Here is a 22,664-nt window from a genome sequence, read left to right as displayed (position 1 = left end):
TGCATTTGCGTCGATTATTCATCGCTTGGCCATGTATTACACTCCCTGTCTCGTTTTTATTCACTGGAGAGCCATCATGATCAAGTCGCGCGCCGCCGTTGCCTTCGAGGCCAAGAAACCCCTCGAAATCGTTGAAGTCGATGTCGCCATGCCCAAGGCCGGCGAAGTCTTGCTGCGCGTGGTGGCCTCCGGTGTCTGCCATACCGATGCCTACACCTTGTCCGGCGCTGATCCGGAAGGCATCTTCCCGTCGATCCTCGGTCACGAAGGCGGGGCGATCGTTGAAGCCATTGGCGAGGGTGTGACCTCCGTGGCGGTAGGCGACCATGTGATCCCGCTGTACACCCCGGAATGTCGCCAGTGCAAATTCTGCCTGTCGGGCAAGACCAACCTCTGCCAGGCGATTCGCGCGACCCAGGGCAAAGGCTTGATGCCGGACGGCACTTCGCGTTTTTCCTACAAGGGCGAAACGATTTTCCATTACATGGGCACTTCAACCTTCTCCGAGTACACCGTGCTTCCGGAGATTTCCGTTGCGAAAATCGCCAAGGAAGCGCCGCTGGAAAAAGTCTGCCTGCTGGGCTGCGGTGTCACTACCGGTATCGGTGCCGTGCTCAACACCGCCAAGGTGAAACCGGGTGATACCGTGGCCATTTTCGGCCTCGGCGGCATCGGTCTGTCGGCTGTGATTGGCGCGGTCAAAGCCAAGGCTGCCCGCATCATCGCCATCGACATCAACCCGGCGAAGTTCGAGATCGCCAAACAGCTGGGTGCAACCGATTGCGTGAATCCGAAAGACTTCGATCGTCCGATCCAGGAAGTCATCGTCGACATGACTGACGGCGGCGTCGACTTTTCCTTCGAGTGCATCGGCAATGTGCAACTGATGCGCGCGGCGCTGGAGTGCTGCCACAAGGGTTGGGGCGAGTCGGTCATCATCGGTGTTGCCGGTGCCGGCCAGGAAATCTCCACCCGTCCGTTCCAGCTGGTCACCGGCCGCGTCTGGCGCGGTTCGGCGTTCGGCGGTGTGCGTGGCCGTACCGAGTTGCCGAGCTATGTAGAGATGGCCGAGACCGGTGAGATTCCGCTGGATACCTTCATCACCCACACCATGGGCCTGGAAGATATCAACAAAGCGTTTGACCTGATGCATGAAGGAAAAAGCATCCGCTCCGTCATCCATTTCTGAGGTCTGTCATGAGCCTGGAAAACATCTCCTGCCAGAAAAGCTTCGGTGGCTGGCACAAACGCTATCGCCATCGCTCGCAAGTGCTTGGCTGCGACATGGTGTTCGCCGTCTACCTGCCGCCGCAGGCGGAGCAGGGCGGCAAACTGCCGGTGTTGTACTGGTTGTCCGGCCTGACCTGCACCGACGAGAACTTCATGCAGAAGGCCGGCGCCATGCGCATGGCCGCCGAGTTAGGGTTGATCATCGTCGCACCGGACACCAGCCCTCGCGGTCCTGATGTGCCGGGCGATCCGGATGGCGCCTGGGACTTCGGCCTCGGTGCCGGGTTTTACCTGAATGCCACCCAGGAACCCTGGTCGCGACACTATCGGATGCATGACTACGTTGTGCAGGAATTGCCGACATTGGTTGAAGCCCATTTCCCGGCGTCGGACAAGCGCGGCATCAGCGGACATTCCATGGGCGGCCACGGTGCGCTGGTCTGCGCATTGCGCAACCCGGGGCGTTATCGTTCAGTATCGGCGTTCTCGCCCATCAACAATCCGATGGATTGCCCGTGGGGGCAGAAAGCCTTCTCCCGCTATCTGGGAGAGGACCGTTCGAAATGGCGTGAATGGGATGCCTGCGCGTTGATTGCCGAGGCCGATGAAAAGCTGCCGCTGCTGGTCGACCAGGGTGATCGCGACGATTTTCTCGCCACCCAGCTCAAGCCTGAAGCCTTGCAACAGGCGACCAAACTGGCCGGTCATCCGCTGACGTTGCGCCTGCAACCGGGCTATGACCACAGCTATTTCTTCATCGCCAGTTTCATCGAAGAGCACTTGCGGCATCACGCGCATGCTCTGGTTGGCTAATGCAGGTAGAATCACGCCCTGACAAAAATCGGGGCGTTTTTTTATGCGTATTGGCCACGGCTATGATGTGCACCGTTTCGCTGAAGGCGATTTCATCACTCTGGGCGGTGTGCGCATTGCACACAGCTTTGGGCTGCTCGCCCACTCTGACGGTGACGTCCTCTTGCACGCCTTGAGCGATGCCTTGCTCGGCGCCGCGGCGCTGGGCGACATCGGCAAGCATTTCCCGGATACCGACCCGCAATTCAAGGGCGCCGACAGCCGTGCGCTGTTGCGTCACGTCGTCGCGCTGGTCCATGCCAAAGGCTGGAAAGTCGGCAACGTCGACAACACCATCGTTGCCCAGGCGCCGAAAATGGCCCCGCATATCGAATCGATGCGCGCGCTGATTGCCGCGGATCTTCAAGTAGAGTTGGATCAAGTGAACGTGAAAGCTACCACCACCGAAAAGCTCGGCTTTGTCGGTCGCGAAGAAGGCATTGCCGTGCACTCCGTTGCCTTGTTGCTGCGCGCATGAACGAACTGCAATTGCTCGGCCCGCGGGCTTACGGCGAGGCCCTCGGCACGGCCGTCCTGAAAGCGATCGCGGAAGATTTCCAGGTCGACGAAGTCCTCGACATTCCACTGAGTGGTGAAGGTGAGCACCTGTGGATATGGGTGGAAAAACGCGGCCTGAATACTGAAGAAGCGGCGCGACGGATTGCGAAGGCTGCGGGTGTGCCATTGCGTACCGTCAGTTATGCCGGGCTCAAGGACCGTCAGGCGTTGACTCGCCAGTGGTTCAGCGTGCAGTTGCCGGGCAAGGCCGATCCTGATCTGACAGCCGCCGAAAACGATACGCTGAAGATCCTCAAGACCGCCCGCCACAAGCGCAAGCTGCAACGTGGCGCGCACTCTGCCAACGGCTTCACCTTGCGCCTGACGCAATTGGTCGGTGACAAGCTTGCGCTTGAAGAGCGTCTGCAACTGATCGTCAAACAAGGCATCCCCAATTATTTCGGCGCCCAGCGTTTCGGCCATGACGGCGGCAACGTCGTCGATGCTCGTGCCTGGGCCGCGCGCAAGGCCTTGCCCGAGCAGCGCAACGTGCGCTCGCGGCTGCTCTCCACAGCGCGCAGTTTTCTGTTCAACCAGGTATTGGCCGCACGTGTCGCCGACGGCACCTGGCAGCGTGCCCAGGTGGGCGATCTGCTGGCGTTCACCGACAGCCGCAGCTTTTTCCCGGCAGGCGAAGCCGAGTGCAGCGACCCGCGCCTGGCGATTCTTGATCTACACCCGACCGGTCCGCAGTGGGGCGAAGGTGACTCGCCGGCCACGGGCGCTGTCCATGAACTGGAGCAGGCCATCGCCGCACGCGAAGCGGATTTGCGTGATTGGCTGATCAACGCCGGTATGAGCCACGAACGTCGCATCCTGCGGCTGCCCATTGGCGGGTTGACGTGGCATTATCCCGAGCCTGACATTCTGCAACTGGAATTCGTCCTGCCGGCCGGATGCTTCGCCACCGTATTGGTGCGCGAGCTTGTTGATCTGGTGCCGGTGGGGCAGACGGACAGCCCATGCGTATTCTGATTTCTAACGACGATGGGGTAACAGCACCCGGTCTCGCCGCGCTCTATGCTGCGCTGGCGGATTACACCGATTGCGTGGTTATCGCCCCGGACCAGGACAAAAGCGGCGCCAGCAGTTCGCTGACGCTCGACCGTCCGTTGCACCCGCAAACCCTTGCCAACGGCTTTATCAGCATCAATGGCACGCCAACCGATTGTGTGCACCTGGGCCTCAACGGCCTGCTGGAGCGCGAAGCGGACATGGTGGTTTCCGGTATCAACCTGGGCGCGAACCTGGGGGACGATGTCCTGTATTCCGGCACGGTGGCGGCGGCCCTTGAGGGGCGTTTCCTGAAACGCCCTTCGTTTGCCTTTTCGCTGGTCTCACGCCAGGTAGAGAACCTTCCCACAGCTGCCCATTTCGCGCGCAAGCTGGTCGAAGCCCATGCCGAGCTGGATCTGCCACCGCGAACGGTACTGAATGTGAACATTCCCAATTTGCCGCTGGACCGTATCCGCGGTATCCAGTTGACTCGCCTGGGGCATCGCGCCCGAGCCGCAGCACCGATGAAGGTGGTAGATCCACGGGGCAAGTCCGGTTACTGGATCGCCGCCGCCGGGGATGCCGAGGACGGTGGTCCGGGGACCGATTTCCATGCGGTGATGCAGGGATATGTTTCGATCACGCCGTTGCAACTGGATCGCACCTTCAATGATGCCTTCAGAAGTCTGGACGGCTGGCTGGAGGGGCTGCGCTGATGGGTCGCGAACAAGACGATATGCTGCGTCGCGGCATCGGCATGACCTCCCAGCGAACCCGGGAGCGGCTCATCCAGCGCCTGTATGAAGAAGGCATCTCCAACGCGAAGGTGCTGGAGGTCATTCGCCGGACCCCGCGCCACCTGTTCGTCGACGAAGCGCTGGCGCACCGTGCCTATGAAGACACCGCGCTGCCGATTGGCAACAACCAGACCATCTCCCAGCCTTATATGGTGGCGCGCATGAGCGAGCTGCTGCTGGAGGCCGGTCCTCTCGACAAGGTGCTGGAAATCGGCACCGGGTCGGGTTATCAGACGGCGGTGCTGTCGCAACTGGTCGAGCGAGTGTTCTCGGTCGAGCGCATCAAGGTTCTGCAGGATCGGGCAAAGGAACGCCTGGTCGAACTTAACCTGCGCAACGTGGTGTTCCGCTGGGGCGATGGTTGGGAAGGCTGGCCGGCACTGGCGCCGTACAACGGGATTATCGTCACCGCTGTGGCGACCGACGTGCCCCAGGCATTGCTTGACCAGTTGGCACCCGGAGGCCGAATGGTGATCCCGGTCGGGGCCGGCGAAGTCCAGCAATTGATGCTGATCATCCGCGAGGAACAAGGTTTTTCCAGGCATGTTCTGGGGGCTGTGCGCTTCGTGCCATTGCTCAATGGGCCACTGGCCTGAGCATTTGTTTCGGCGCGCTGAATTCTCTTCGATTGCCTTTGTCTTACAGCGGCATCGATTGCTTCAACGGGATTCATCTTCAGGCAGCAAACGTGTGCGCGACAGCGATTCGCCACATTAAAGGTAAAGCGTGCACGGCCCGTTATACTTGCGACAGTTCATACCGGACTCCGGTATTTCACATTTTCAGCCACCACAGAGGGAGCGGCGGGTGAGTCTCACAGTCATTGCGCAGCGTATGAGTAAAACGAGCTTTCAGCGCCTGGTGACTGGCCTTGTCTTGAGTACATTGCTGGTCGGTTGTTCCAGCAACAAATCCAGCGATGTTCGTGTCGTGGATCGCAACAATGCCGCGGCTCAGCGTCCGGCCGTGACCACCGGGCAATACGTGGTGCGTCCCAAGGACACCCTGTTTTCCATTGCCTTCCGTTACGGCTGGGACTACAAGGCCCTTGCGGCCCGAAACAATATTCCAGCGCCCTACACCATCCATCCGGGTCAGACGATTCGCTTTGATGGTCGAACCGATTCAACGTCGACGGCTGTGGTCAGTTCGTCCAGTTCAACACCTTCGTCGTCGAGTAAAACCACGGTCATCCGTCGTTCGGCAAACGGTACGACCACCAGCACAACGACGGTTGTACCGTCCGTCGCGAGCAAGCCTGCCCCCGCTCCGTTGCCTCCTCCGGGACCAGCCCCGACCGGCTGGGGATGGCCATCTAATGGCATTCTGATTGGAAAATTCTCTTCAAACGGTAGTTTGAATAAAGGAATTGATATCGCCGGAGATTTGGGACAGCCTGTTTTAGCTGCGTCTGATGGGACGGTGGTATACGCCGGGAGTGGCTTAAGGGGCTACGGCGAATTAGTGATCATCAAGCACAGTGAAACCTACGTAAGTGCCTACGGACATAACCGCAGGTTGTTGGTTCGGGAGGGGCAGCAGGTCAAGGTCGGACAGACAATTGCCGAAATGGGGTCAACGGGTACAGACCGGGTGAAACTGCATTTTGAGATTCGCCGCCAAGGTAAACCTGTAGATCCGCTGCAATTCCTGCCACGTCGTTGATCGCTTACCAGCCTGTTCCTCACGTAGAGGGGACAGGCTCCAGCGTTGCCAGGGAGAAAGGCGCCGCTTGAGCTTGAGGTCGAACTCACCAAAGGACTATAACAATGGCTCTCAGTAAAGAAGTGCCGGAGTTTGACATCGACGATGAGGTTCTCCTGATGGAGAGCAGCATCGATACGGATTCGATGTCGAATGATGAAGGGGCGGCTCCACCTTCCGTTCGTGCCAAATCCAAACACTCCGCATCGTTGAAACAACACAAGTACATTGACTACACGCGGGCACTCGATGCCACGCAGTTGTATCTCAATGAAATTGGTTTCTCTCCCCTGCTATCACCCGAAGAGGAAGTTCATTTTGCGCGCCTGTCGCAAAGTGGCGATCCGGCCGGGCGCAAGCGCATGATTGAAAGCAACCTGCGATTGGTGGTGAAAATCGCCCGACGCTACGTCAATCGTGGGCTGTCGCTGCTGGACCTGATCGAAGAGGGCAACCTCGGCTTGATCCGGGCGGTGGAGAAGTTCGATCCGGAACGCGGCTTCCGCTTCTCGACCTACGCGACTTGGTGGATTCGCCAGACCATCGAACGCGCAATCATGAATCAGACCCGGACCATCCGGCTGCCGATCCATGTGGTCAAAGAGCTGAATGTGTACCTGCGGGCTGCGCGGGAACTGACGCAAAAACTCGACCATGAACCCTCACCCGAAGAAATCGCCAACCTGCTGGAAAAACCGGTGGGAGAGGTCAAGCGTATGCTCGGCCTTAACGAGCGGGTTTCCTCCGTCGACGTCTCGCTGGGTCCGGATTCGGATAAAACCCTGCTCGACACCCTGACTGACGACCGCCCGACCGATCCATGCGAACTGTTGCAGGATGACGACCTGTCCCAGAGCATCGATCAATGGCTCTCGGAACTGACCGACAAGCAACGCGAAGTGGTTGTACGCCGCTTCGGCCTGCGCGGTCATGAAAGCAGCACCCTTGAAGACGTCGGCCTGGAAATCGGCCTGACCCGTGAGCGGGTCCGGCAGATTCAGGTGGAAGGCTTGAAGCGACTGCGCGAGATCCTGGAAAAAAATGGTCTGTCGAGTGAGTCGCTGTTCCAATAAGACACTCACTGCGATGGCATGAAAAACCCCGACTGACTCGGGGTTTTTTATTGCCTGGCCAGAAGACCGATTCCCCTCGGGATTTCGGTTTCGTGCTGTAAGCCCAGGCTTACACTTGCGTAAGTGTTCGTTATTTTTACACCCTGGCAATCGTCCATGTTGAACGTCTTTCGTTTTTATCTTTTTGATTTATATGGCTATTTTTTATTATTAATGACGTGTGACAACTGGGTTTCGCGCCAAGGGGCGATTGATCCCGCAGGGGAACACTCTAGTATTGAGGTTGTGTCGAGGGACAGACACGTCCTTCAAGGATGAGGGATATGGAAATCGCAGGACGCGATTCATCAGGATGATGAAAAGGAACACAGGGAATAGGGAAAAAATGTGGGCGGGTCAAACCGCCCCTTTTTTTGCCCGCAGAAAAGCAAAAAGGCCCTTGTGGGGCCTTTTTCGCGAACGCGGGGGTAATCAGCGTTCGAGGTCTGCGATCTTGCCTGGCTTGCCATCCCATTCTGCGGAATCGGGCATTGGATCCTTGCGTTCGGTGATGTTTGGCCAGATATCGGCCAACTCAGCGTTCAGCTCGATGAAGTTCTCCATGCCGGCCGGAACCTCATCTTCGGAGAAGATAGCCACGGCAGGGCATTCAGGTTCGCACAGCGCGCAATCGATGCACTCATCCGGGTGAATCACCAGGAAATTCGGGCCTTCGTAAAAGCAGTCCACCGGACAGACTTCTACGCAGTCGGTGTACTTGCACTTGATGCAGTTGTCGGTGACGACGAAGGTCATTTCTAATTTTCTCCTCAGGCGCGGCTTGCTGCGCCCCTTCTCGTAGGGGTCGCCAGGTTCGGGAGCGATAGTCTGCTGGCCAGGCTATTAGCCAGCAGCATCCCAAACCGCGCGAGATTCTAACAGCTTGCAAGCCGCTGCGTTAGATCCGTGTCTTCAGTGTATAGAGCATTTCGAGAGCACGACGTGGCGTCATGTCGTCCAGATCGAGCTTGGCCAGGTCATCCAGCACCGGGTGCGGCAGACTGGCGAACATGTCGCTTTGCTGTGGAGCCGCCGGTTTACCTTTGGCAGGTGCTGGCGACTCATGGGGCAGGGCGGTGTCTTCCAGGCGGCTCAAATGCTCGCGGGCGCGGGTAATGACTTCAGTCGGTACGCCTGCCAGCTGTGCCACGGCCAGGCCATAACTCTGGCTGGCCGGTCCCGGCAGCACGTGGTGCAGGAACACGATGCGTTCATTGTGCTCGGTGGCATTGAGGTGCACGTTGGCCACCAGCGGCTGGGCCTCCGGCAGGACGGTCAGTTCGAAGTAGTGGGTGGCGAACAGCGTGTAGGCACGCAGATGCGCCAGGCGTTCGGCTGCCGCCCAGGCCAGCGACAGGCCATCGAAGGTGCTGGTACCGCGCCCGACTTCGTCCATCAACACCAGGCTGCGCTCGGTGGCGTTGTGCAGAATGTTCGCGGTTTCGCTCATTTCCACCATGAAGGTTGAGCGCCCGCCAGCCAAGTCATCGCTGGAACCGATTCGGGTGAAGATGCGGTCGACCAGGGACAATTCGCAACTGGCCGCCGGCACGAAGCTGCCGATATGCGCCAGCAGCACAATCAGAGCGGTCTGACGCATGTAGGTGGATTTACCGCCCATGTTCGGGCCGGTGATCACCAGCATGCGCGTGTTGTCGTCCAGGCTCAGGTCGTTGGCCACGAACGGCGTGGTCAGCACTTGCTCGACCACCGGATGGCGTCCCTGGCTGATGCGCATGCATGGTTCACTGACGAAGCGCGGGCAGTTCAGGTCGAGGTTCAGTGCTCGCTCGGCCAGGTTGCTCAAGACGTCCAGTTCGGCCAGGGCGCCTGCGGTGTCCTGCAAGGGCGGCAGTTGGGCGATCAGGTCTTCGAGCAGTGCTTCGTACAGCATCTTCTCGCGCGCCAGGGCGCGGCTCTTGGCTGACAATGCCTTGTCTTCGAACGCTTTGAGTTCCGGCGTAATGAAACGCTCGGCACCTTTGAGCGTCTGGCGGCGAATATAGTCGGCCGGTGCCGACTCCGCCTGCTTGCTTGGCAGCTCGATGAAGTAACCGTGAATGCGGTTGTAGCCGACCTTCAGGTGGGACAGGCCGGTGCGGGCCTTTTCCCGTGCTTCGAGGTCGATCAGGAATTGCCCGGCGTTTTCGCTGAGCGACTGCAGTTCGTCGAGTTCGCTGTCGTAGCCGGTTTTCAGTACGCCGCCATCCCGAATGACCGCCGGCGGGTTGTCGATGATGGCCTTCTCCAGCAGTGCCGCCAGTTCCGGGTAGGTACTGGTGATGCTGGCGAGTTGCTGTAGGTGCGGGGCTTCGAGCTCTGTCATCGCCACTTGCAGTTCGGGCAGTGCGCCGAGGGCGTCACGCAAGCGGGCGAGGTCGCGCGGGCGAGCATTGCGCAGGCCGATCCGCGCAAGAATCCGCTCGATGTCGCCGATTTCCTTGAGTTGCGGTTGCAGTCTTTCGAAGCGGTAACCGTCGAGCAGGCACGTGATCGAGGTCTGACGCGCCAACAGCACTGTCAGATCGCGTAACGGGCGATTCAGCCAGCGGGTCAGCAGGCGGCTGCCCATGGCGGTCTGGCAACGGTCCACCACTGATTGTAGGGTGTTGTCGCGGCCCCCGGCCAGGTTGGTGTCGAGCTCCAGGTTGCGACGGCTGGCGCCATCGAGCACCACGGTGTCGTCCAGGCGTTCATGACGCAAGCTGCGCAAGTGAGGCAGGGCGGTGCGCTGGGTTTCCTTGGCGTAGGCCAGCAGGCAACCGGCGGCACCGATGGCCAGGGTCAGGTTTTCGCAGCCAAAGCCCTTGAGATCCTGGGTCGAGAATTGCTGGCACAGGCTTTTGAGCGCCGAATCGCGCTCGAAATCCCACGGCGCACGGCGACGTACACCGCGGCGCTTTTCCGCCGGCAAGTCCTTGGGCCAGTCATCCGGGATCAGCAGTTCCACCGGGTTGACCCGTTCCAGCTCCGCCAGCAGGTTTTCCCAGCCCTTGATTTCCAGCACGCTGAAGTTGCCACTGGTGATGTCCAGCACCGCCAGGCCGAACAGACGCTCATCACCCAGAACGGCAGCGATCAGGTTGTCCCGACGCTCGTCGAGCAACGCCTCGTCACTCACCGTCCCCGGCGTGATGATGCGCACCACCTGCCGCTCTACCGGTCCTTTGCTGGTGGCCGGGTCACCGACCTGCTCGCAGATCACCACCGACTCGCCAAGCTTCACCAGTTTTGCCAGGTAACCCTCGGCGGCGTGGTAAGGAATCCCGCACATCGGAATCGCCTGCCCCGCCGACTGCCCGCGGGCGGTCAGGGTGATGTCCAGCAACTTGGCGGCCTTCTTCGCGTCTTCATAGAAGATCTCGTAGAAGTCGCCCATGCGGTAGAACATCAGCTGGTCCGGGTGCTGGTTTTTCAGGCGCCAGTACTGCTGCATCATGGGTGTGTGGGAGGACAGGTCGGAGACGGCTTTATTCATCGGATTGTCAGGAAGCTCGTTGAAAGAGGTGGGGCAAAAGCGGGGCAATGGCCAGGCTTTTCCGCGATGGGCGCAAGGTTACCATGGGCGCTCTACCTGACGCAGGCATCGCGGCCGGGTGACATCTTTTACGATGCAAAATGGTGTTATGCATCGATTATGCAAATCGGCATTGTCTTCTTCGAGTAGAGCAAGCACTATGCGGGTTATGCAAAAACGCAACGTATCTACCGTATTAAGAGCATTGCTCGATCAGCACGGGATCTCCCCCACGGAGCTTCACCGTCGTACCGGCGTGCCTCAATCCACGCTCTCGCGCATTCTCAGCGGGAAGATCGTCGATCCTTCGGATCGGCACATTTCGAAAATTGCCGACTATTTTTCCGTGAGCACCGACCAGTTGCGAGGTCGCGCGGACGTCGCGCCCGCCACCAATGCCGGGCGTGCTCCTGTGCATTCGGAACTCAAGGATATAAGTCTGTGGGACGACGATACCCCTATCGATGACGATGAGGTGTCGGTTCCTTTTCTTCGTGAGGTTGAGTTGGCCGCAGGGTCGGGAAGATTCGTTATCGAGGAAAGCGAGCGCTCTAGCCTGCGCTTTGGAAAGCGGAGTCTGCGCCATAACGGTGTGCAGTTCGATCAGGCGAAATGCGTGACGGTGCGGGGCAACAGCATGCTGCCAGTACTGCGCGATGGCGCCACGGTCGGCGTGAATGCCGGCAAGTGCGGCATTGGCGATATCGTTGACGGCGACCTTTATGCAATCAATCACAACGGCCAACTTCGGGTGAAGCAGCTTTATCGTCTGCCGACCGGGATACGCCTGCGCAGCTTTAATCGCGATGAACACCCAGACGAGGATTACACCTTTCAGGACATCCAGGAGGAGCCGATTGTTATCCTCGGACATGTCTTCTGGTGGGGCATGTACGCCCGCTAACACCCTCAGCGTTCAGATAAAACCCGCTTCCTGAGCGGGTTTTTTTTCGTTTGCTGAAAGCATCGGATGGTCTTCGTTTATGCGTTTGCGCATTGACTGTCTATGCGTAAATGCATAGTCTTGTTTTCTGTCTATTCAAGAACACGGAATGACCGTTCACTCAAGGAGGCATGAAATGACCGCTGAGCAATATGCGTTGCTGGACATGCCTCTTTGGCTGGTCATCAGCCTGCCAATACTTGGTGGCGTTACCGGTGAAATGTGGCGTGCCGATAAAGAGGGTGTTCGTGGCTGGCCCCTTGTCCGGCGCCTGAGCCTGCGGTCTGGCTCCAGCATGATCTGCGGCGCCTCGGTCATCATGCTGCTGCACGCCGCCAATGTTTCCATTTGGGCAGCTTGTGCGGGTGGTTGTTTAACGGCGATGGCCGGGACAGACGTAGTTTTAGGGTTGTATGAGCGTTGGGCGGCCAAGCGCATGGGTGTCGGTCATGTTCAATCCAGTGACGTGGAAGATTGAATCCCTCGGCAGGCCTTTTCCAGAGCCTCTGGTTCTTTACATTTTGATCGGGCCTGTCGCTTGCAAGTGCGGTCTGCTGGTGTACGGTTAACCCATCCCGCCCCATCAGGAGATGACCGTGAAAGTAATTACCCAGCTCGCCGCTGACCTTGGCAGGCAATTGCAGATTCTCAATGCCCACGTTTCCACGGCCGAGTCCTGCACCGGAGGCGGGATTGCCGAGGCGATCACCCGTATTCCGGGCAGCTCGGCGTGGTTCGAGGCCGGTTATGTCACCTATTCCAATCTGCAGAAGAACCTGCAACTGGATGTTCCTGTGGAGTTGTTCACCACGGTGGGGGCGGTCAGTCGCGAGGTAGTCGAAGCGATGGCCAGGGGCGCGCAGGAGAAAAGTCGCGCGTATTTTTCCGTGGCGGTCAGTGGCGTAGCCGGGCCGGACGGTGGTTCGCCGAGCAAGCCGGTGGGGACGGTTTGGCTGGCCTGGGGCGTGGGCGAGCGAGTGTTCAGCGAGTTGCAACACTTCGCCGGTGACCGCGACGAGGTGCGCCGACAAACGGTGAAGGCCGCGCTAGAGGGGCTGCTGCGCTATACCGCGGCAGAAATCTCAAATCAGGGGTAGGCGATCCGGAATCGCTGTGGAATAATACTGGCTACTTATACAGGTGTTGGCCGTCAGGCCTTATTGATTACGTGAGGACTTTAATGGACGACAACAAGAAGAAAGCCTTGGCTGCGGCCCTGGGTCAGATCGAACGTCAATTCGGCAAGGGTGCCGTAATGCGTATGGGCGATCAGGACCGTCAGGCGATCCCGGCCATTTCCACTGGCTCTCTGGGTCTGGACATCGCTCTCGGCATCGGCGGCCTGCCAAAAGGCCGTATTGTTGAAATCTACGGTCCTGAATCTTCCGGTAAAACCACGCTGACCTTGTCCGTGATCGCCCAGGCTCAAAAAGCCGGCGCGACCTGCGCATTCGTCGACGCCGAACACGCCCTCGACCCTGAGTACGCCGGCAAGCTGGGCGTCAACGTCGACGACCTGCTGGTTTCCCAGCCGGACACCGGCGAGCAGGCCCTGGAAATCACCGACATGCTGGTGCGTTCCAACGCGGTTGACGTGATCATCGTCGACTCCGTGGCCGCCCTGGTGCCAAAGGCTGAAATCGAAGGCGAAATGGGTGACATGCACGTGGGCCTGCAAGCCCGCCTGATGTCCCAGGCGCTGCGTAAAATCACCGGTAACATCAAGAACGCCAACTGCCTGGTGATCTTCATCAACCAGATCCGCATGAAGATCGGCGTGATGTTCGGCAGCCCGGAAACCACCACCGGTGGTAACGCGCTGAAGTTCTACGCATCGGTTCGTCTGGACATCCGTCGTACTGGCGCGGTGAAGGAAGGTGATGAAGTCGTTGGTAGCGAAACCCGCGTCAAGGTCGTGAAGAACAAGGTGGCTTCGCCATTCCGTCAGGCCGAGTTCCAGATTCTTTACGGCAAGGGCATCTACCTCAACGGTGAGATGATCGACCTGGGTGTTCTGCACGGTTTCGTTGAGAAGTCCGGCGCCTGGTATGCCTATGAAGGCACCAAGATCGGTCAGGGCAAGGCCAACTCGGCTAAGTTCCTGGCGGACAACCCGGACGTCGCGGCAAAGCTGGAGAAGCAACTGCGTGACAAGCTCCTGTCCCCGGCATCCGTAGCAGACGCCAAAGCTTCTGCGGTCAAAGAGACCGAAGACGACCTGGTTGACGCTGATATCTGATCGAAGCGATGACCGCCGTACTCGATACACTCGTCGCGGTGCGGCGAACCGCAATGGACCTGCTCGCACGACGCGAGCACGGTCGAGTCGAGCTGACGCGTAAACTGCGTCAGCGCGGCGCCCTCCCTGAAATGATCGAAACAGCACTCGACCGGTTGACGGAAGAGGGGTTGTTGTCTGAAACCCGTTACCTCGAAAGTTTCGTTTCCTACCGCGCCCGTTCCGGTTATGGCCCTTTACGCATTCGTGAAGAGTTGAGCCAGCGCGGCCTGCAACGCATCGACATTGAACTCGCCCTGCGTGAGAGCGGTATCGACTGGCAGGAGCAGTTGGCCGACACCTGGCGACGTAAATTCTCCGGGCAATTGCCGGCAGATGTCCGGGAGCGAGCCAAACAAGGCCGATTCCTGGCGTATCGGGGATACTCCATGGAAATGATCAACCGACTGTTCAGCGGTCGAGGGATGGACGACTGAACTGAAACGGCCCGCTATTTCGATAGCGGGCCGTTTTTTTATGCCTCACGTAACCTTTGACGGCTCCCGCGTGCGTTGTTGTGCCTGGGTTTTTGATTGTGCCCAGTTTTCCGGCAGGTTGATGTAGTCCACAAGTTCGCGCAGCCGGCCATGATTGCGGGCGTTGAAGTTGAAGACCAGTCGCGCCAGATGGCTGAATTCGGCTTCGTCGTGTTCTTCACCGCTGTAAGCGTGCTGATGGAAATGATCGCTCAGGCACAGGTCGGCGAAAGCCTCCTGCATGTACTCAAGTGCCTGGTCGTTGAGTGAGTGATTCATGCGAATCAGGAACTGATGCTTGAGCCAGCGACTGGAGTGGAAGTTGCTGTAGAACTGGTTGATGTGCTCTACCGCTTCTTCGACGTTGTAGACCAGTCTCACTAGCTTCATGTCAGTGGGCAGGATGTAATGGTTTTGCTCCAGTTGCTGGTGAATGAAGTCCAGTGCGCCTTGCCAGAATTTACCGCCCGGCGCGTCGAGCAGCACCACGGGCACCAATGGACTCTTGCCGGTCTGAATCAGAGTCAGCACTTCCAGGGCTTCATCCAGCGTGCCAAAGCCGCCCGGGCACAGCACCAGGGCATCGGCTTCCTTGACGAAGAACAGCTTGCGGGTGAAGAAGAAATGGAAGGGCAGCAGGTTGGTCGTGCCGTCGACAGTGGGATTGGCATGCTGCTCGAAGGGCAGGGTAATGTTGAACCCCAGGCTGTGTGTCAGGCCGGCGCCCTCGTGGGCGGCGGCCATGATGCCGCCACCGGCGCCGGTAATGACCATCATGTCCGAGCGCGCCAGAGCGGCGCCGAGTTCCCGGGCCATCCTGTAGAGCGGGTGTTCCATGGGGGTACGGGCCGAGCCGAAAACAGTGACCTTGCGCCGTCCCTTGAATTGTTCGAGCACGCGGAAGGCCTGTTCCAGTTCGCGCAGGGCTTGCAGGGTGATTTTGGCGTTCCAGCGGTTATGGTCTTCCTGGGCCATGCGCAGCACGGTCAGGATCATGTCACGGTAGATCGGGATGTTCGGGCTGTTGGGTGAAATCAGCTTGAGTTGTTCTTCGACCTTGCTGAGGAGGTCGTGGCCGCTTTCTTCGAAATGACGGCTCAGGAGGTCATTCGGTTGGTAAGGCATTCAACTTCTCCTTCTGCACAGAACCCTCGGCCCGACAACGTACGCCGGTGCCACGACACTTCATGTGTCGCTGTCTGCCCAGGCCCATGCCTGGGCGATCTACTTGACCCGAAAGACATCGGATCATCCAAACAGGTTCTGTTTTTCCCTTGGATGAAAGAAACAATCGCACAACACGGCAAGCGACGGCCAGCCCCTTTCCAGCCCTGAAAAAGTGAACGTGGATACCTGAAATCTAGACCTTCACAATGATTTGCGCTGATTGATCATTGCGCCACAACGTCTTTGCTGGCAACCGCTTATTGACGATTTGCAAGGTGGTTTCACCGCTCGTCTGAACAGGCGTCGCCTGTGCCGCACTCTGATTTACTAAGTTACAGGTGCCACACGACAACTTTGCGTCAACGGCAGGGCGCACGGCACATGCAGTTCAAGGATTTAATCGCTCAAACATGAGTGAAGTGCAGGGAGGCGGGAAACCATGGCCAGAGTCGTTCTGGAGGTCGATACGCAACTGTATCGATTGTTGAAGTCATCAGCCGAGGCCAATCATTTGAGCCTCGAAGAGGAGTGCTGCCGGCGTTTGCGTGGCGGCGAACGCCGTTCGCATTACTTGCAGGCGCTGCTGGCAGAATTGCGCGCCGAAGATGAACAGCGGCGCGCCAATTCCCGGTGATTACTTTTTCTTCTTGGCCGGTTGCAGGCAATCCGATTCCTGGAAGCTGGCGGAGCCGACCGGACGGTTGGTCTTCACCTCGGTGAAGTCGTAACGCATGATCGCGCCCTTGGCCATCAGCTTGCGAAACCCTTCGTTCCTGCAGACAGAAGCGCCCAACTGGAAGTACACCGCCTTCGGGTCTGCACGCATCTTGTCGGCGTGGCTGCTCTGCACACTCAGGTGGTTGATCAGTTGTTTGCCTTCAACGGTGTAGCCTTGATCGAGAATGTCTTCGTTGATCGCTCGTGGAGTGCCGACGCTGCTCTGGGTGGCGACGTTTTGCAGCATTTTGTTCAGTTCCGTGTCTTTCAAGGACGCAGCCTGGGCATTGAGGGACGACGCCAGCAAAATGGCCGCGGTAGGAACGATAAGGCGCAGCATGAAACTCTCCTGGTTCAGTGATGGGGGTTTGACCCGTCACGTGACTGTGCGTTCAGTGGCGGCGAATTATAGGGGAGGCGGGCTGGACGGTACAGGCTTGCGCCGGGCGGTCTGGTAAACTGCTGGCACTTTTTACCCTGTCGAGTGTGTTTCGTGTCGAGTTTCCTTCTCTGTGGGCGTTGCCCGCTATGAGCCCCACCCCCGCGCGCTTTGCCTTGAATGCCGTAGCCCGCTTGCGCGATCAGCGTGAGGAGGAGGGCATCAAGCCGATTCAGGCCCGTGGCTGGCGTGCGCCGCGTTGCCGTGACTGCCGGGTGATCGAGAGCCACTGCCTGTGCGCATGGCGTCCGCAGGTCGCGACCCGCTCCGGCGTGTGCCTGATCATGACCAACAAGGAAGTGTTCAAGCCGAGCAACACCGGTTGGCTGATCGCCGACGTGGTCCCTGACAACCACGCCTTCATCTGGTCCCGTACGGAGGTCGATCCGAAGTTGCTGGCGCTGTTGTCCGACCCGCAATGGCTGCCGTACCTGGTGTTTCCGGGTGAATATGTCGAGCCTGAGCGGGTGACAAACAGTGTGGATGTCGATGGCACGAAGCGTCCGTTGTTCATTCTGTTGGACGCGACCTGGACCGAAGCGCGAAAGATCTTTCGCAAGAGCCCCTATTTCGATCGATTGCCGATCCTCAGCCTGTTGCCTGAAAAACTCTCGCGCTACCGGTTGCGCCGCTCGACCCGCAGCGAGCATCTGTGCACGGCGGAAGTGGCGGCGCTGTGTCTCGACCTTGCGGGCGATGTCGACGCAGCCTCGGCGCTGGATGCCTACTTTGATGTGTTCAGCCAGCATTACCTCGACGCCAAACATCAGTTGGACATGAACGTTTCGACCCCGGCGCATGCCGAGTTGATGCCCTATGTCCAGTCGGTCACTCCTTTGGTGGACTGATTGTCGCTCATACTGCAATAAACTGTACCGGGCATGCGGCTTGACCACCCCGGCTTCGCTGGGCATGCTTGGCGCCGATCAGGGTGCGGCCAGCGTTTGCAATGGCGTTTCTTGCGTTGAACGTGCCTGGTGAGTGCAACTCCATGGCTGTGCCTTGAGGTGCTTTGGCGAGGTCCGAATGCATCGGGCGTCCCATGAAAAACAGGATCATTTGAAAAATGGCCACATACGAAATCCTGATTGCCGATGACCATCCGCTGTTTCGTAGTGCCTTGCATCAAGCGTTGACCCTGGGCCTTGGCCCGGATGTCCGTCTGGTGGAGGTGGCGAGCATTGCCGAACTGGAAGTCCGCCTGACGGAAAAATCCGACTGGGATCTGGTACTGCTGGACCTGAACATGCCGGGGGCCTACGGTTTTTCCGGGCTGGTCCTGCTGCGCGGTCAGTACCCGCAGATTCCGGTGGTCATGGTCTCGGCCCAGGAAGAGCCGACCATCATGGTCAAGTCCCGTGAGTTCGGCGCCAGTGGCTTCATTCCCAAATCCAGCGACTTGGGTGTGATCCAGAAAGCCGTGCGTGCGGTCCTCGATGGCGATGTGTTCTGGCCGCCGCAGGCATTCGAAGCGGTCAGCGTTTCGGCAGAGGCCAAGGCGGCCAGCGAAGGCCTTGCCAGTCTGACACCGCAGCAATTCCGGGTGCTGACCATGGTCTGCGAAGGCTTGCTGAACAAGCAGATCGCCTACGAGCTGAGTGTTTCCGAGGCGACTATCAAGGCGCACGTGACCGCGATTTTCCGTAAACTGAATGTGCGGACCCGGACCCAGGCCGCGCTGCTCCTGCAACAACTTGAGTCAACTTCCAGCCATTAAAGGCTGGCAACTTCACGCTTTTTTGACTTTGGTTGAACTAGCTTTCCCACTTCCTTTTTTGTCAGTTGCCCACTCTATGTCACCTTTCAAAGGCCAGACCGGTCTGAAACGTATTCTCAATGCCTCCGGTTATTCGCTGGACGGCCTGCGCGCAGCCTTCACCGGCGAAGCCGCTTTTCGGCAACTGGTATTGCTCAACGTCATCCTGATTCCATTGTCGTTCTTCCTGAATGTCAGCCGGGTCGAACAGGCGTTGTTGATCGCGGTATGCCTGCTGGCGTTGATCGTCGAGTTGCTCAATTCGGCCGTGGAAGCGGCCATCGACCGCATTTCCCTTGAGCGGCACCCGCTGTCCAAGAATGCCAAGGACATGGGCAGTGCCGCCCAGTTCGTGGCATTGAGCATGATTGCCCTGGTGTGGGCGGTCATCCTGCTCTAAGCGATCGTCGGCAGCACGATCTCGTCGCTGCGCTGAACCCCGGCGGTGAAGGCGCGGCACAGATCGAGGAATTCGCGCATCGCCGAGGTCTGATATTTCTGTTTATGCCAGATGAAATAAAACTGTCGCGCCAGATCCAGATCCGGCGTCTCGACAGGCACCAGGCTGCCGCGGCGGAATGCGTCGCGCAAAGCCAGCCGGGAAATGCAGCCAATCCCCAAACCTGATTCCACCGCGCGCTTGATCGCTTCGGTGTGCTCAAGCTCCAGGCGGATATTCAAGGAAGAACGGTGATGGCGCATGGCTTGATCGAAGGTCAGCCGTGTGCCGGAACCCTGTTCGCGCAAGATCCAGGCTTCGTGGCTCAACTCGTCCATGGTGGCCGTGCCGCGCTTGGCCAGCGGATGCTGAGGGGCGCAAAACACCACCAGTTCGTCCTCGACCCAGCTTTGCACTTCGATGTCCGGGTGACTGCAGTCGCCTTCGATCAGACCCAGGTCAATTTCATAGTGGGCCACCTGCTGCACAATGTTGGCAGTATTCTGCACGTGCAGCTTCACCTGGCTTTCCGGATGGCGCTGCATGAAGCTGCCGATCAGCAGGGTGGCCAGGTAATTGCCGATGGTCAGGGTCGCGCCCACGGCCAGCGAGCCGAAACCGGACTTTCCGTTGAGCAGGTCTTCGATTTCCTTGGCCTGGTCCAGCAGGGCGACCGCTTGCGGCAATAGTTGTTTACCGAGGGCGTTCAGGCTCAGCCGTTTGCCGGCGCGGTCGAACAGTTGGCAGCTGCACTGGCGCTCCAGTTCGGTGATCGAGGTGCTCGCCGCCGATTGCGAGAGGTTGAGCAGGCCCGCAGCACGGGACACGCTTTCCTGCTGGGCGACGGCGACGAATACTTGAAGTTGACGGAGAGTAAATCGCATATCGATATAACCGATAACCCTTATCTTAATAATCCATTTAACAGATATTGTCTCTGCCTTTAGAATGCGATGCAATTGCGCAGAGCTGGCTTTCTTGCAGAGCACACCGAACACGCGCAGACCAATCTCCAGGAGTCCCACGTACATGAGCAACATGAACCACGAGCGTGTCCTCAGTGTTCACCACTGGAACGACACTCTGTTCAGCTTCAAGTGCACCCGTGATCCGGGCCTGCGCTTCGAGAACGGTCAGTTCGTGATGATCGGCCTGCAACAGCCCAACGGCCGCCCGCTTATGCGCGCTTACTCGATTGCCAGCCCGAACTGGGAAGAGCATCTCGAGTTCTTCAGCATCAAGGTGCCTGATGGTCCGCTGACTTCGCAGTTGCAGCATCTGAAGGAAGGCGACGAGATCATCATCAGCAAGAAGCCTACCGGCACACTGGTGCTGGATGACTTGAAGCCAGGCAAACATTTGTACCTGCTCAGCACCGGTACCGGTCTGGCGCCGTTCATGAGCGTCATCCAGGACCCGGAAACCTACGAGCGTTTCGAAAAAGTGATCCTGTGCCACGGCGTGCGTTACGTCAACGAAGTCGCTTACCGGGAGTTCATCACCGAGCACCTGCCGCAGAACGAATTCTTCGGCGAGGCCCTGCGTGACAAGTTGATCTACTACCCGACCGTAACCCGCGAGCCGTTCGAGAACGAAGGCCGCCTGACCGACCTGATGCGCAGCGGCAAGCTGTTCAGCGACATCGGTCTGCCACCGATCAACCCGCAGGACGACCGCGCCATGCTGTGCGGCAGCCCGAGCATGCTTGACGAGACCAGCGAAGTGCTGAACAGCTTCGGCCTGAAGGTTTCGCCGCGGATGCGCGAGCCGGGTGACTACCTGATCGAGCGTGCGTTCGTCGAGAAGTGACCGCCGGTCACGTGTAGGAGCGAGCCTGCTCGCGATGGAGGTCAACGATAACGCGGGAAGCTTGATACCCAGCGGCGTCCTCAGGTTTTTCGCGAGCAGGCTCGCTCCTACAGTAGATTTGCAGCGCATCTGAAAAGCCCGCATGACTTGGGAAGGTCATGCGGGCTTATTCGTTTCCAGCGTTCAGCCCTTTGCAGGAATGACTTCCAGGACGCGGATCAGCTCCGGTGTCGGGTAATGCCAACGCACATCCAGATCCCAGAACTGCGCGCCGTATTCCCGCTCGGGTGCAGGCGTTTGATAGGCCGGGCGTGGGTCTTGCGCCAGGCATTGCTCGATCAGCTCAACCAAAGGCTCATCAAGGCGCCGGGCGTGCTCGTGAGCCTGCAGCAGCGCTGAGTCCGTCCACTGCACGGGAATCAGCGGCGGCGCAGCGTTGGCGATGCTGTTGGCGGCTGTATCAATGATGTCGGCGTAGGGCACGTAAGGCTTGATATCGAGAATCGGCGTGCCATCCAGCAGATCGATGCCCGAGATCCACAGGCGGTTGGCTTCGACCCTGTCCAGTTTCACCACTGATTGCCCGATGCCATTAGGGCGGTGGGTGGCGCGGGTGGCAAACACGCCCATGGATTTGTTGCCGCCGAGGCGAGGAGGGCGGACCTTCAGGCGAGGCTTTTCCTCCAGGGCCTGGTGGAACAGGAACAGCAGCCACACATGGCTGACCTGCTCCAGGCCCTGTACTGCGTCCCCTTGATCGAACGGAGCCACCAGTTCCAGCACCCCACGGGCGGCCGGGGCCAGTTGTGGCTGGCGCGGAATGGCGAATTTCTCCTTGAAGCAGGAGCGCACGAAGCCGATAGGGGAAACGCTGTAGGTCATGGTTTGAGGTCGAGGCGGAATGAAGGCAGGCATGATAACCCACGTGACCTCTAGCCCGATGGCGCCTGTCAGTCCGTCATCGCGGGCAAGCCACGCTCCCACAGGTTCTGTGATGGACACAAATTTTGTGTGCGCTCTAGAGCCCTGTGGGAGCGTGGCTTGCCCGCGATGGGCGCGCGGCCGATCTACAGACTGAATCCGCCATCCAAAGGAATGATATTCCCGGTCATGTAGGCCCCCGCGGTGCTCGCCAGACTGATCGCCAGCGCCGCCATCTCTTCCTCGCGGCCCCAACGCTTCATTGGAATCAGCGCCGTATCCTCGGCCAGTGCCTGTTCATCATCGCCAATGTGCCGGGTCATCTTGCTCGGAAAGCGACCCGGGGCGATCACATTGACGTTGATGTGTTGGCTCACCAGTTCGCGCGCCAGAATCCTCGACAGTTGATGCAGCGCCGCCTTGCTCGGCCCGTAGGCATACGCCTGTTCGCCGAAGGATGAAATCCCGGCCACCGAACCAATGTTGATGATCCGCGCGGGATTCTGCGCTGAACCGGCCTTGCGCAGCAGGGGCAGGAATTGCTGGATACAGTTGAATACCGATGTCACGTTGAGCTGCATGACTTTTTCCCAGCCCTTGATCGGGTAGCTCTCCAGTGGTGCACCCCAGGTGGTGCCGGCATTGTTCACCAGGATGTCCAGATGGGAAATCTGCTCGCCCAGGCGTGTGGCCAGTTGCAGGACGCCCTCTTCGGTGGCGAGGTCGGCCACCATGGCGTGGCAGTGTCCAAGCGCTCCGAGTTCGTCGGCGGTTTGCCGGCAGGCTTCGGCGTCGCGGGCGCATACGTACACGGTGGCGCCCGCCTCGACGTAGGCCTTGGCGATCATCTTGCCGATACCACGGGTGCCGCCGGTCACCAGGGCGGTGCGGCCTTGCAGGGAAAAGTAGGGATGCATGGCGAATCCTGAGAGCTGAGGTCTTTACACCCTAGT

26 protein-coding genes are annotated in these 22,664 nt (G+C 59.0%); 18 read left to right on the top strand and 8 right to left on the bottom strand.

Annotated features, from left to right (window positions below; translation table 11 throughout):
- The first annotated feature begins 76 nt into the window (after positions 1–76).
- The 8 genes from CD175_RS23695 (at position 77) to rpoS (ending at position 7,210) form a co-directional block, all read left to right on the top strand.
- On the top strand, positions 77–1,189 hold the full coding sequence (locus tag CD175_RS23695; protein WP_015093777.1) for an S-(hydroxymethyl)glutathione dehydrogenase/class III alcohol dehydrogenase: 1,113 nt from the start codon (positions 77–79) through the stop codon (positions 1,187–1,189).
- 8 nt (positions 1,190–1,197) lie between these two features.
- Positions 1,198–2,043 carry an S-formylglutathione hydrolase gene (gene fghA / locus CD175_RS23690; RefSeq protein ID WP_104450668.1) on the top strand — a complete coding sequence of 282 codons (846 nt, stop codon included), beginning with the start codon at positions 1,198–1,200 and terminating at the stop codon, positions 2,041–2,043.
- Between the two features lie 43 nt (positions 2,044–2,086).
- Positions 2,087–2,560 carry a 2-C-methyl-D-erythritol 2,4-cyclodiphosphate synthase gene (gene ispF / locus CD175_RS23685; protein ID WP_007970721.1) on the top strand — a complete coding sequence of 158 codons (474 nt, stop codon included), beginning with the start codon at positions 2,087–2,089 and terminating at the stop codon, positions 2,558–2,560.
- Positions 2,557–3,615 carry a tRNA pseudouridine(13) synthase TruD gene (gene truD, locus CD175_RS23680; protein ID WP_104450667.1) on the top strand — a complete coding sequence of 353 codons (1,059 nt, stop codon included), beginning with the start codon at positions 2,557–2,559 and terminating at the stop codon, positions 3,613–3,615. Before ispF ends, truD begins: the two co-directional genes overlap by 4 nt.
- Positions 3,603–4,352 carry a 5'/3'-nucleotidase SurE gene (surE, locus tag CD175_RS23675; protein ID WP_104450666.1) on the top strand — a complete coding sequence of 250 codons (750 nt, stop codon included), beginning with the start codon at positions 3,603–3,605 and terminating at the stop codon, positions 4,350–4,352. Before truD ends, surE begins: the two co-directional genes overlap by 13 nt.
- A 41-nt stretch (positions 4,353–4,393) precedes the next feature.
- Complete coding sequence (locus CD175_RS23670; protein WP_177323519.1) at positions 4,394–5,029, top strand: protein-L-isoaspartate(D-aspartate) O-methyltransferase; 636 nt, start codon at positions 4,394–4,396, stop codon at positions 5,027–5,029.
- A 211-nt stretch (positions 5,030–5,240) separates the two neighbouring features.
- Positions 5,241–6,098 (top strand): peptidoglycan DD-metalloendopeptidase family protein, encoded by an 858-nt coding sequence (locus CD175_RS23665; RefSeq protein WP_007970727.1) that lies wholly within the window; start codon positions 5,241–5,243, stop codon positions 6,096–6,098.
- 104 nt (positions 6,099–6,202) lie between these two features.
- Positions 6,203–7,210, top strand: a complete 1,008-nt coding sequence (gene rpoS, locus CD175_RS23660) for an RNA polymerase sigma factor RpoS (RefSeq protein WP_007990225.1) — start codon at positions 6,203–6,205, stop codon at positions 7,208–7,210.
- 471 nt (positions 7,211–7,681) lie between these two features.
- Here rpoS and fdxA read toward each other — a convergent pair whose 3' ends face one another.
- Positions 7,682–8,005: a ferredoxin FdxA gene (gene fdxA, locus CD175_RS23655; RefSeq protein WP_007970729.1), complete on the bottom strand. Its 324-nt coding sequence runs from the start codon at positions 8,003–8,005 to the stop codon at positions 7,682–7,684.
- A gap of 142 nt (positions 8,006–8,147) precedes the next feature.
- Positions 8,148–10,727 (bottom strand): DNA mismatch repair protein MutS, encoded by a 2,580-nt coding sequence (mutS, locus tag CD175_RS23650; protein WP_104450665.1) that lies wholly within the window; start codon positions 10,725–10,727, stop codon positions 8,148–8,150.
- 208 nt (positions 10,728–10,935) lie between these two features.
- On the opposite strand from mutS, the gene CD175_RS23645 reads away from it, so the two are divergent.
- The 5 genes from CD175_RS23645 to recX all read left to right on the top strand — a co-directional run bounded on the left by CD175_RS23645 (position 10,936) and on the right by recX (position 14,424).
- Positions 10,936–11,670 (top strand): LexA family transcriptional regulator, encoded by a 735-nt coding sequence (locus CD175_RS23645; protein WP_104450816.1) that lies wholly within the window; start codon positions 10,936–10,938, stop codon positions 11,668–11,670.
- A 175-nt stretch (positions 11,671–11,845) separates the two neighbouring features.
- Complete coding sequence (locus CD175_RS23640) at positions 11,846–12,187, top strand: phage holin family protein (protein WP_104450664.1); 342 nt, start codon at positions 11,846–11,848, stop codon at positions 12,185–12,187.
- A gap of 118 nt (positions 12,188–12,305) precedes the next feature.
- Positions 12,306–12,806, top strand: a complete 501-nt coding sequence (locus CD175_RS23635; protein WP_104450815.1) for a CinA family protein — start codon at positions 12,306–12,308, stop codon at positions 12,804–12,806.
- An 83-nt stretch (positions 12,807–12,889) separates the two neighbouring features.
- Positions 12,890–13,948, top strand: a complete 1,059-nt coding sequence (recA, locus tag CD175_RS23630) for a recombinase RecA (protein ID WP_104450663.1) — start codon at positions 12,890–12,892, stop codon at positions 13,946–13,948.
- Positions 13,949–13,956: 8 nt separating this feature from the next.
- Positions 13,957–14,424 carry a recombination regulator RecX gene (gene recX / locus CD175_RS23625; protein WP_007971150.1) on the top strand — a complete coding sequence of 156 codons (468 nt, stop codon included), beginning with the start codon at positions 13,957–13,959 and terminating at the stop codon, positions 14,422–14,424.
- Between the two features lie 45 nt (positions 14,425–14,469).
- Here the strand turns inward: recX and CD175_RS23620 are convergent, their stop codons facing one another.
- On the bottom strand, positions 14,470–15,588 hold the full coding sequence (locus tag CD175_RS23620; RefSeq protein ID WP_104450662.1) for an LOG family protein: 1,119 nt from the start codon (positions 15,586–15,588) through the stop codon (positions 14,470–14,472).
- A 481-nt stretch (positions 15,589–16,069) separates the two neighbouring features.
- Here CD175_RS23620 and CD175_RS23615 point away from each other — a divergent pair, with 481 nt between their 5' ends.
- Entirely contained in the window at positions 16,070–16,264 is a 195-nt protein-coding gene (locus CD175_RS23615) for a hypothetical protein (RefSeq protein ID WP_007971153.1), read from the top strand.
- Here CD175_RS23615 and CD175_RS23610 read toward each other — a convergent pair whose 3' ends face one another.
- Positions 16,265–16,687, bottom strand: a complete 423-nt coding sequence (locus CD175_RS23610) for a quorum-sensing-regulated virulence factor family protein (protein ID WP_007971154.1) — start codon at positions 16,685–16,687, stop codon at positions 16,265–16,267.
- 188 nt (positions 16,688–16,875) lie between these two features.
- Here CD175_RS23610 and CD175_RS23605 point away from each other — a divergent pair, with 188 nt between their 5' ends.
- Positions 16,876–17,634 carry a tRNA-uridine aminocarboxypropyltransferase gene (locus CD175_RS23605; protein ID WP_104450661.1) on the top strand — a complete coding sequence of 253 codons (759 nt, stop codon included), beginning with the start codon at positions 16,876–16,878 and terminating at the stop codon, positions 17,632–17,634.
- Positions 17,635–17,641: 7 nt separating this feature from the next.
- Here CD175_RS23605 and CD175_RS23600 read toward each other — a convergent pair whose 3' ends face one another.
- The gene (locus tag CD175_RS23600; RefSeq protein WP_104450660.1) at positions 17,642–17,860 is read right to left on the bottom strand and encodes a hypothetical protein; all 219 of its coding nucleotides are present in this window, start codon (positions 17,858–17,860) and stop codon (positions 17,642–17,644) included.
- Here CD175_RS23600 and erdR point away from each other — a divergent pair.
- Complete coding sequence (erdR, locus tag CD175_RS23595) at positions 17,853–18,503, top strand: response regulator transcription factor ErdR (RefSeq protein WP_102699344.1); 651 nt, start codon at positions 17,853–17,855, stop codon at positions 18,501–18,503. The genes CD175_RS23600 and erdR overlap by 8 nt on opposite strands.
- A 76-nt stretch (positions 18,504–18,579) precedes the next feature.
- On the top strand, positions 18,580–18,942 hold the full coding sequence (locus CD175_RS23590) for a diacylglycerol kinase (RefSeq protein ID WP_015093791.1): 363 nt from the start codon (positions 18,580–18,582) through the stop codon (positions 18,940–18,942).
- On the opposite strand, the gene CD175_RS23585 is transcribed toward CD175_RS23590, so the two are convergent.
- Positions 18,939–19,865 carry a LysR family transcriptional regulator gene (locus CD175_RS23585; protein WP_033047456.1) on the bottom strand — a complete coding sequence of 309 codons (927 nt, stop codon included), beginning with the start codon at positions 19,863–19,865 and terminating at the stop codon, positions 18,939–18,941. The genes CD175_RS23590 and CD175_RS23585 overlap by 4 nt on opposite strands.
- A 145-nt stretch (positions 19,866–20,010) precedes the next feature.
- Here CD175_RS23585 and fpr point away from each other — a divergent pair, with 145 nt between their 5' ends.
- A complete protein-coding gene (gene fpr / locus CD175_RS23580) occupies positions 20,011–20,790 on the top strand; it encodes a ferredoxin-NADP reductase (RefSeq protein ID WP_003443014.1) in 780 nt (259 codons plus the stop codon).
- A 183-nt stretch (positions 20,791–20,973) separates the two neighbouring features.
- Here fpr and tsaA read toward each other — a convergent pair whose 3' ends face one another.
- Both tsaA and CD175_RS23570 read right to left on the bottom strand, forming a co-directional pair.
- Positions 20,974–21,672 (bottom strand): tRNA (N6-threonylcarbamoyladenosine(37)-N6)-methyltransferase TrmO, encoded by a 699-nt coding sequence (gene tsaA, locus CD175_RS23575; RefSeq protein WP_104450659.1) that lies wholly within the window; start codon positions 21,670–21,672, stop codon positions 20,974–20,976.
- Positions 21,673–21,857: 185 nt separating this feature from the next.
- Entirely contained in the window at positions 21,858–22,628 is a 771-nt protein-coding gene (locus tag CD175_RS23570; RefSeq protein ID WP_104450658.1) for an SDR family oxidoreductase, read from the bottom strand.
- Positions 22,629–22,664 lie beyond the last annotated feature (36 nt).

The organism is Pseudomonas laurylsulfatiphila (assembly GCF_002934665.1).
Lineage (GTDB): Bacteria > Pseudomonadota > Gammaproteobacteria > Pseudomonadales > Pseudomonadaceae > Aquipseudomonas > Aquipseudomonas laurylsulfatiphila.
This window is presented reverse-complemented; position numbering and strand designations above follow the sequence as displayed.

Coding starts and splice junctions, on each gene's coding strand:
- erdR (WP_102699344.1), top strand. CDS start 17,853: ATGGCCACATACGAAATCCTGATTGCCGATGACCATCCGCTGTTTCGT.
- CD175_RS23640 (WP_104450664.1), top strand. CDS start 11,846: ATGACCGCTGAGCAATATGCGTTGCTGGACATGCCTCTTTGGCTGGTC.
- recX (WP_007971150.1), top strand. CDS start 13,957: ATGACCGCCGTACTCGATACACTCGTCGCGGTGCGGCGAACCGCAATG.
- ispF (WP_007970721.1), top strand. CDS start 2,087: ATGCGTATTGGCCACGGCTATGATGTGCACCGTTTCGCTGAAGGCGAT.
- CD175_RS23605 (WP_104450661.1), top strand. CDS start 16,876: ATGAGCCCCACCCCCGCGCGCTTTGCCTTGAATGCCGTAGCCCGCTTG.
- CD175_RS23670 (WP_177323519.1), top strand. CDS start 4,394: ATGACCTCCCAGCGAACCCGGGAGCGGCTCATCCAGCGCCTGTATGAA.
- CD175_RS23615 (WP_007971153.1), top strand. CDS start 16,070: ATGGCCAGAGTCGTTCTGGAGGTCGATACGCAACTGTATCGATTGTTG.
- mutS (WP_104450665.1), bottom strand. CDS start 10,727: ATGAATAAAGCCGTCTCCGACCTGTCCTCCCACACACCCATGATGCAG.
- tsaA (WP_104450659.1), bottom strand. CDS start 21,672: ATGACCTACAGCGTTTCCCCTATCGGCTTCGTGCGCTCCTGCTTCAAG.
- surE (WP_104450666.1), top strand. CDS start 3,603: ATGCGTATTCTGATTTCTAACGACGATGGGGTAACAGCACCCGGTCTC.
- fpr (WP_003443014.1), top strand. CDS start 20,011: ATGAGCAACATGAACCACGAGCGTGTCCTCAGTGTTCACCACTGGAAC.
- recA (WP_104450663.1), top strand. CDS start 12,890: ATGGACGACAACAAGAAGAAAGCCTTGGCTGCGGCCCTGGGTCAGATC.
- CD175_RS23570 (WP_104450658.1), bottom strand. CDS start 22,628: ATGCATCCCTACTTTTCCCTGCAAGGCCGCACCGCCCTGGTGACCGGC.
- CD175_RS23610 (WP_007971154.1), bottom strand. CDS start 16,687: ATGCTGCGCCTTATCGTTCCTACCGCGGCCATTTTGCTGGCGTCGTCC.
- CD175_RS23620 (WP_104450662.1), bottom strand. CDS start 15,588: ATGCCTTACCAACCGAATGACCTCCTGAGCCGTCATTTCGAAGAAAGC.
- fghA (WP_104450668.1), top strand. CDS start 1,198: ATGAGCCTGGAAAACATCTCCTGCCAGAAAAGCTTCGGTGGCTGGCAC.
- CD175_RS23695 (WP_015093777.1), top strand. CDS start 77: ATGATCAAGTCGCGCGCCGCCGTTGCCTTCGAGGCCAAGAAACCCCTC.
- CD175_RS23590 (WP_015093791.1), top strand. CDS start 18,580: ATGTCACCTTTCAAAGGCCAGACCGGTCTGAAACGTATTCTCAATGCC.
- CD175_RS23585 (WP_033047456.1), bottom strand. CDS start 19,865: ATGCGATTTACTCTCCGTCAACTTCAAGTATTCGTCGCCGTCGCCCAG.
- CD175_RS23645 (WP_104450816.1), top strand. CDS start 10,936: ATGCAAAAACGCAACGTATCTACCGTATTAAGAGCATTGCTCGATCAG.
- rpoS (WP_007990225.1), top strand. CDS start 6,203: ATGGCTCTCAGTAAAGAAGTGCCGGAGTTTGACATCGACGATGAGGTT.
- truD (WP_104450667.1), top strand. CDS start 2,557: ATGAACGAACTGCAATTGCTCGGCCCGCGGGCTTACGGCGAGGCCCTC.
- fdxA (WP_007970729.1), bottom strand. CDS start 8,005: ATGACCTTCGTCGTCACCGACAACTGCATCAAGTGCAAGTACACCGAC.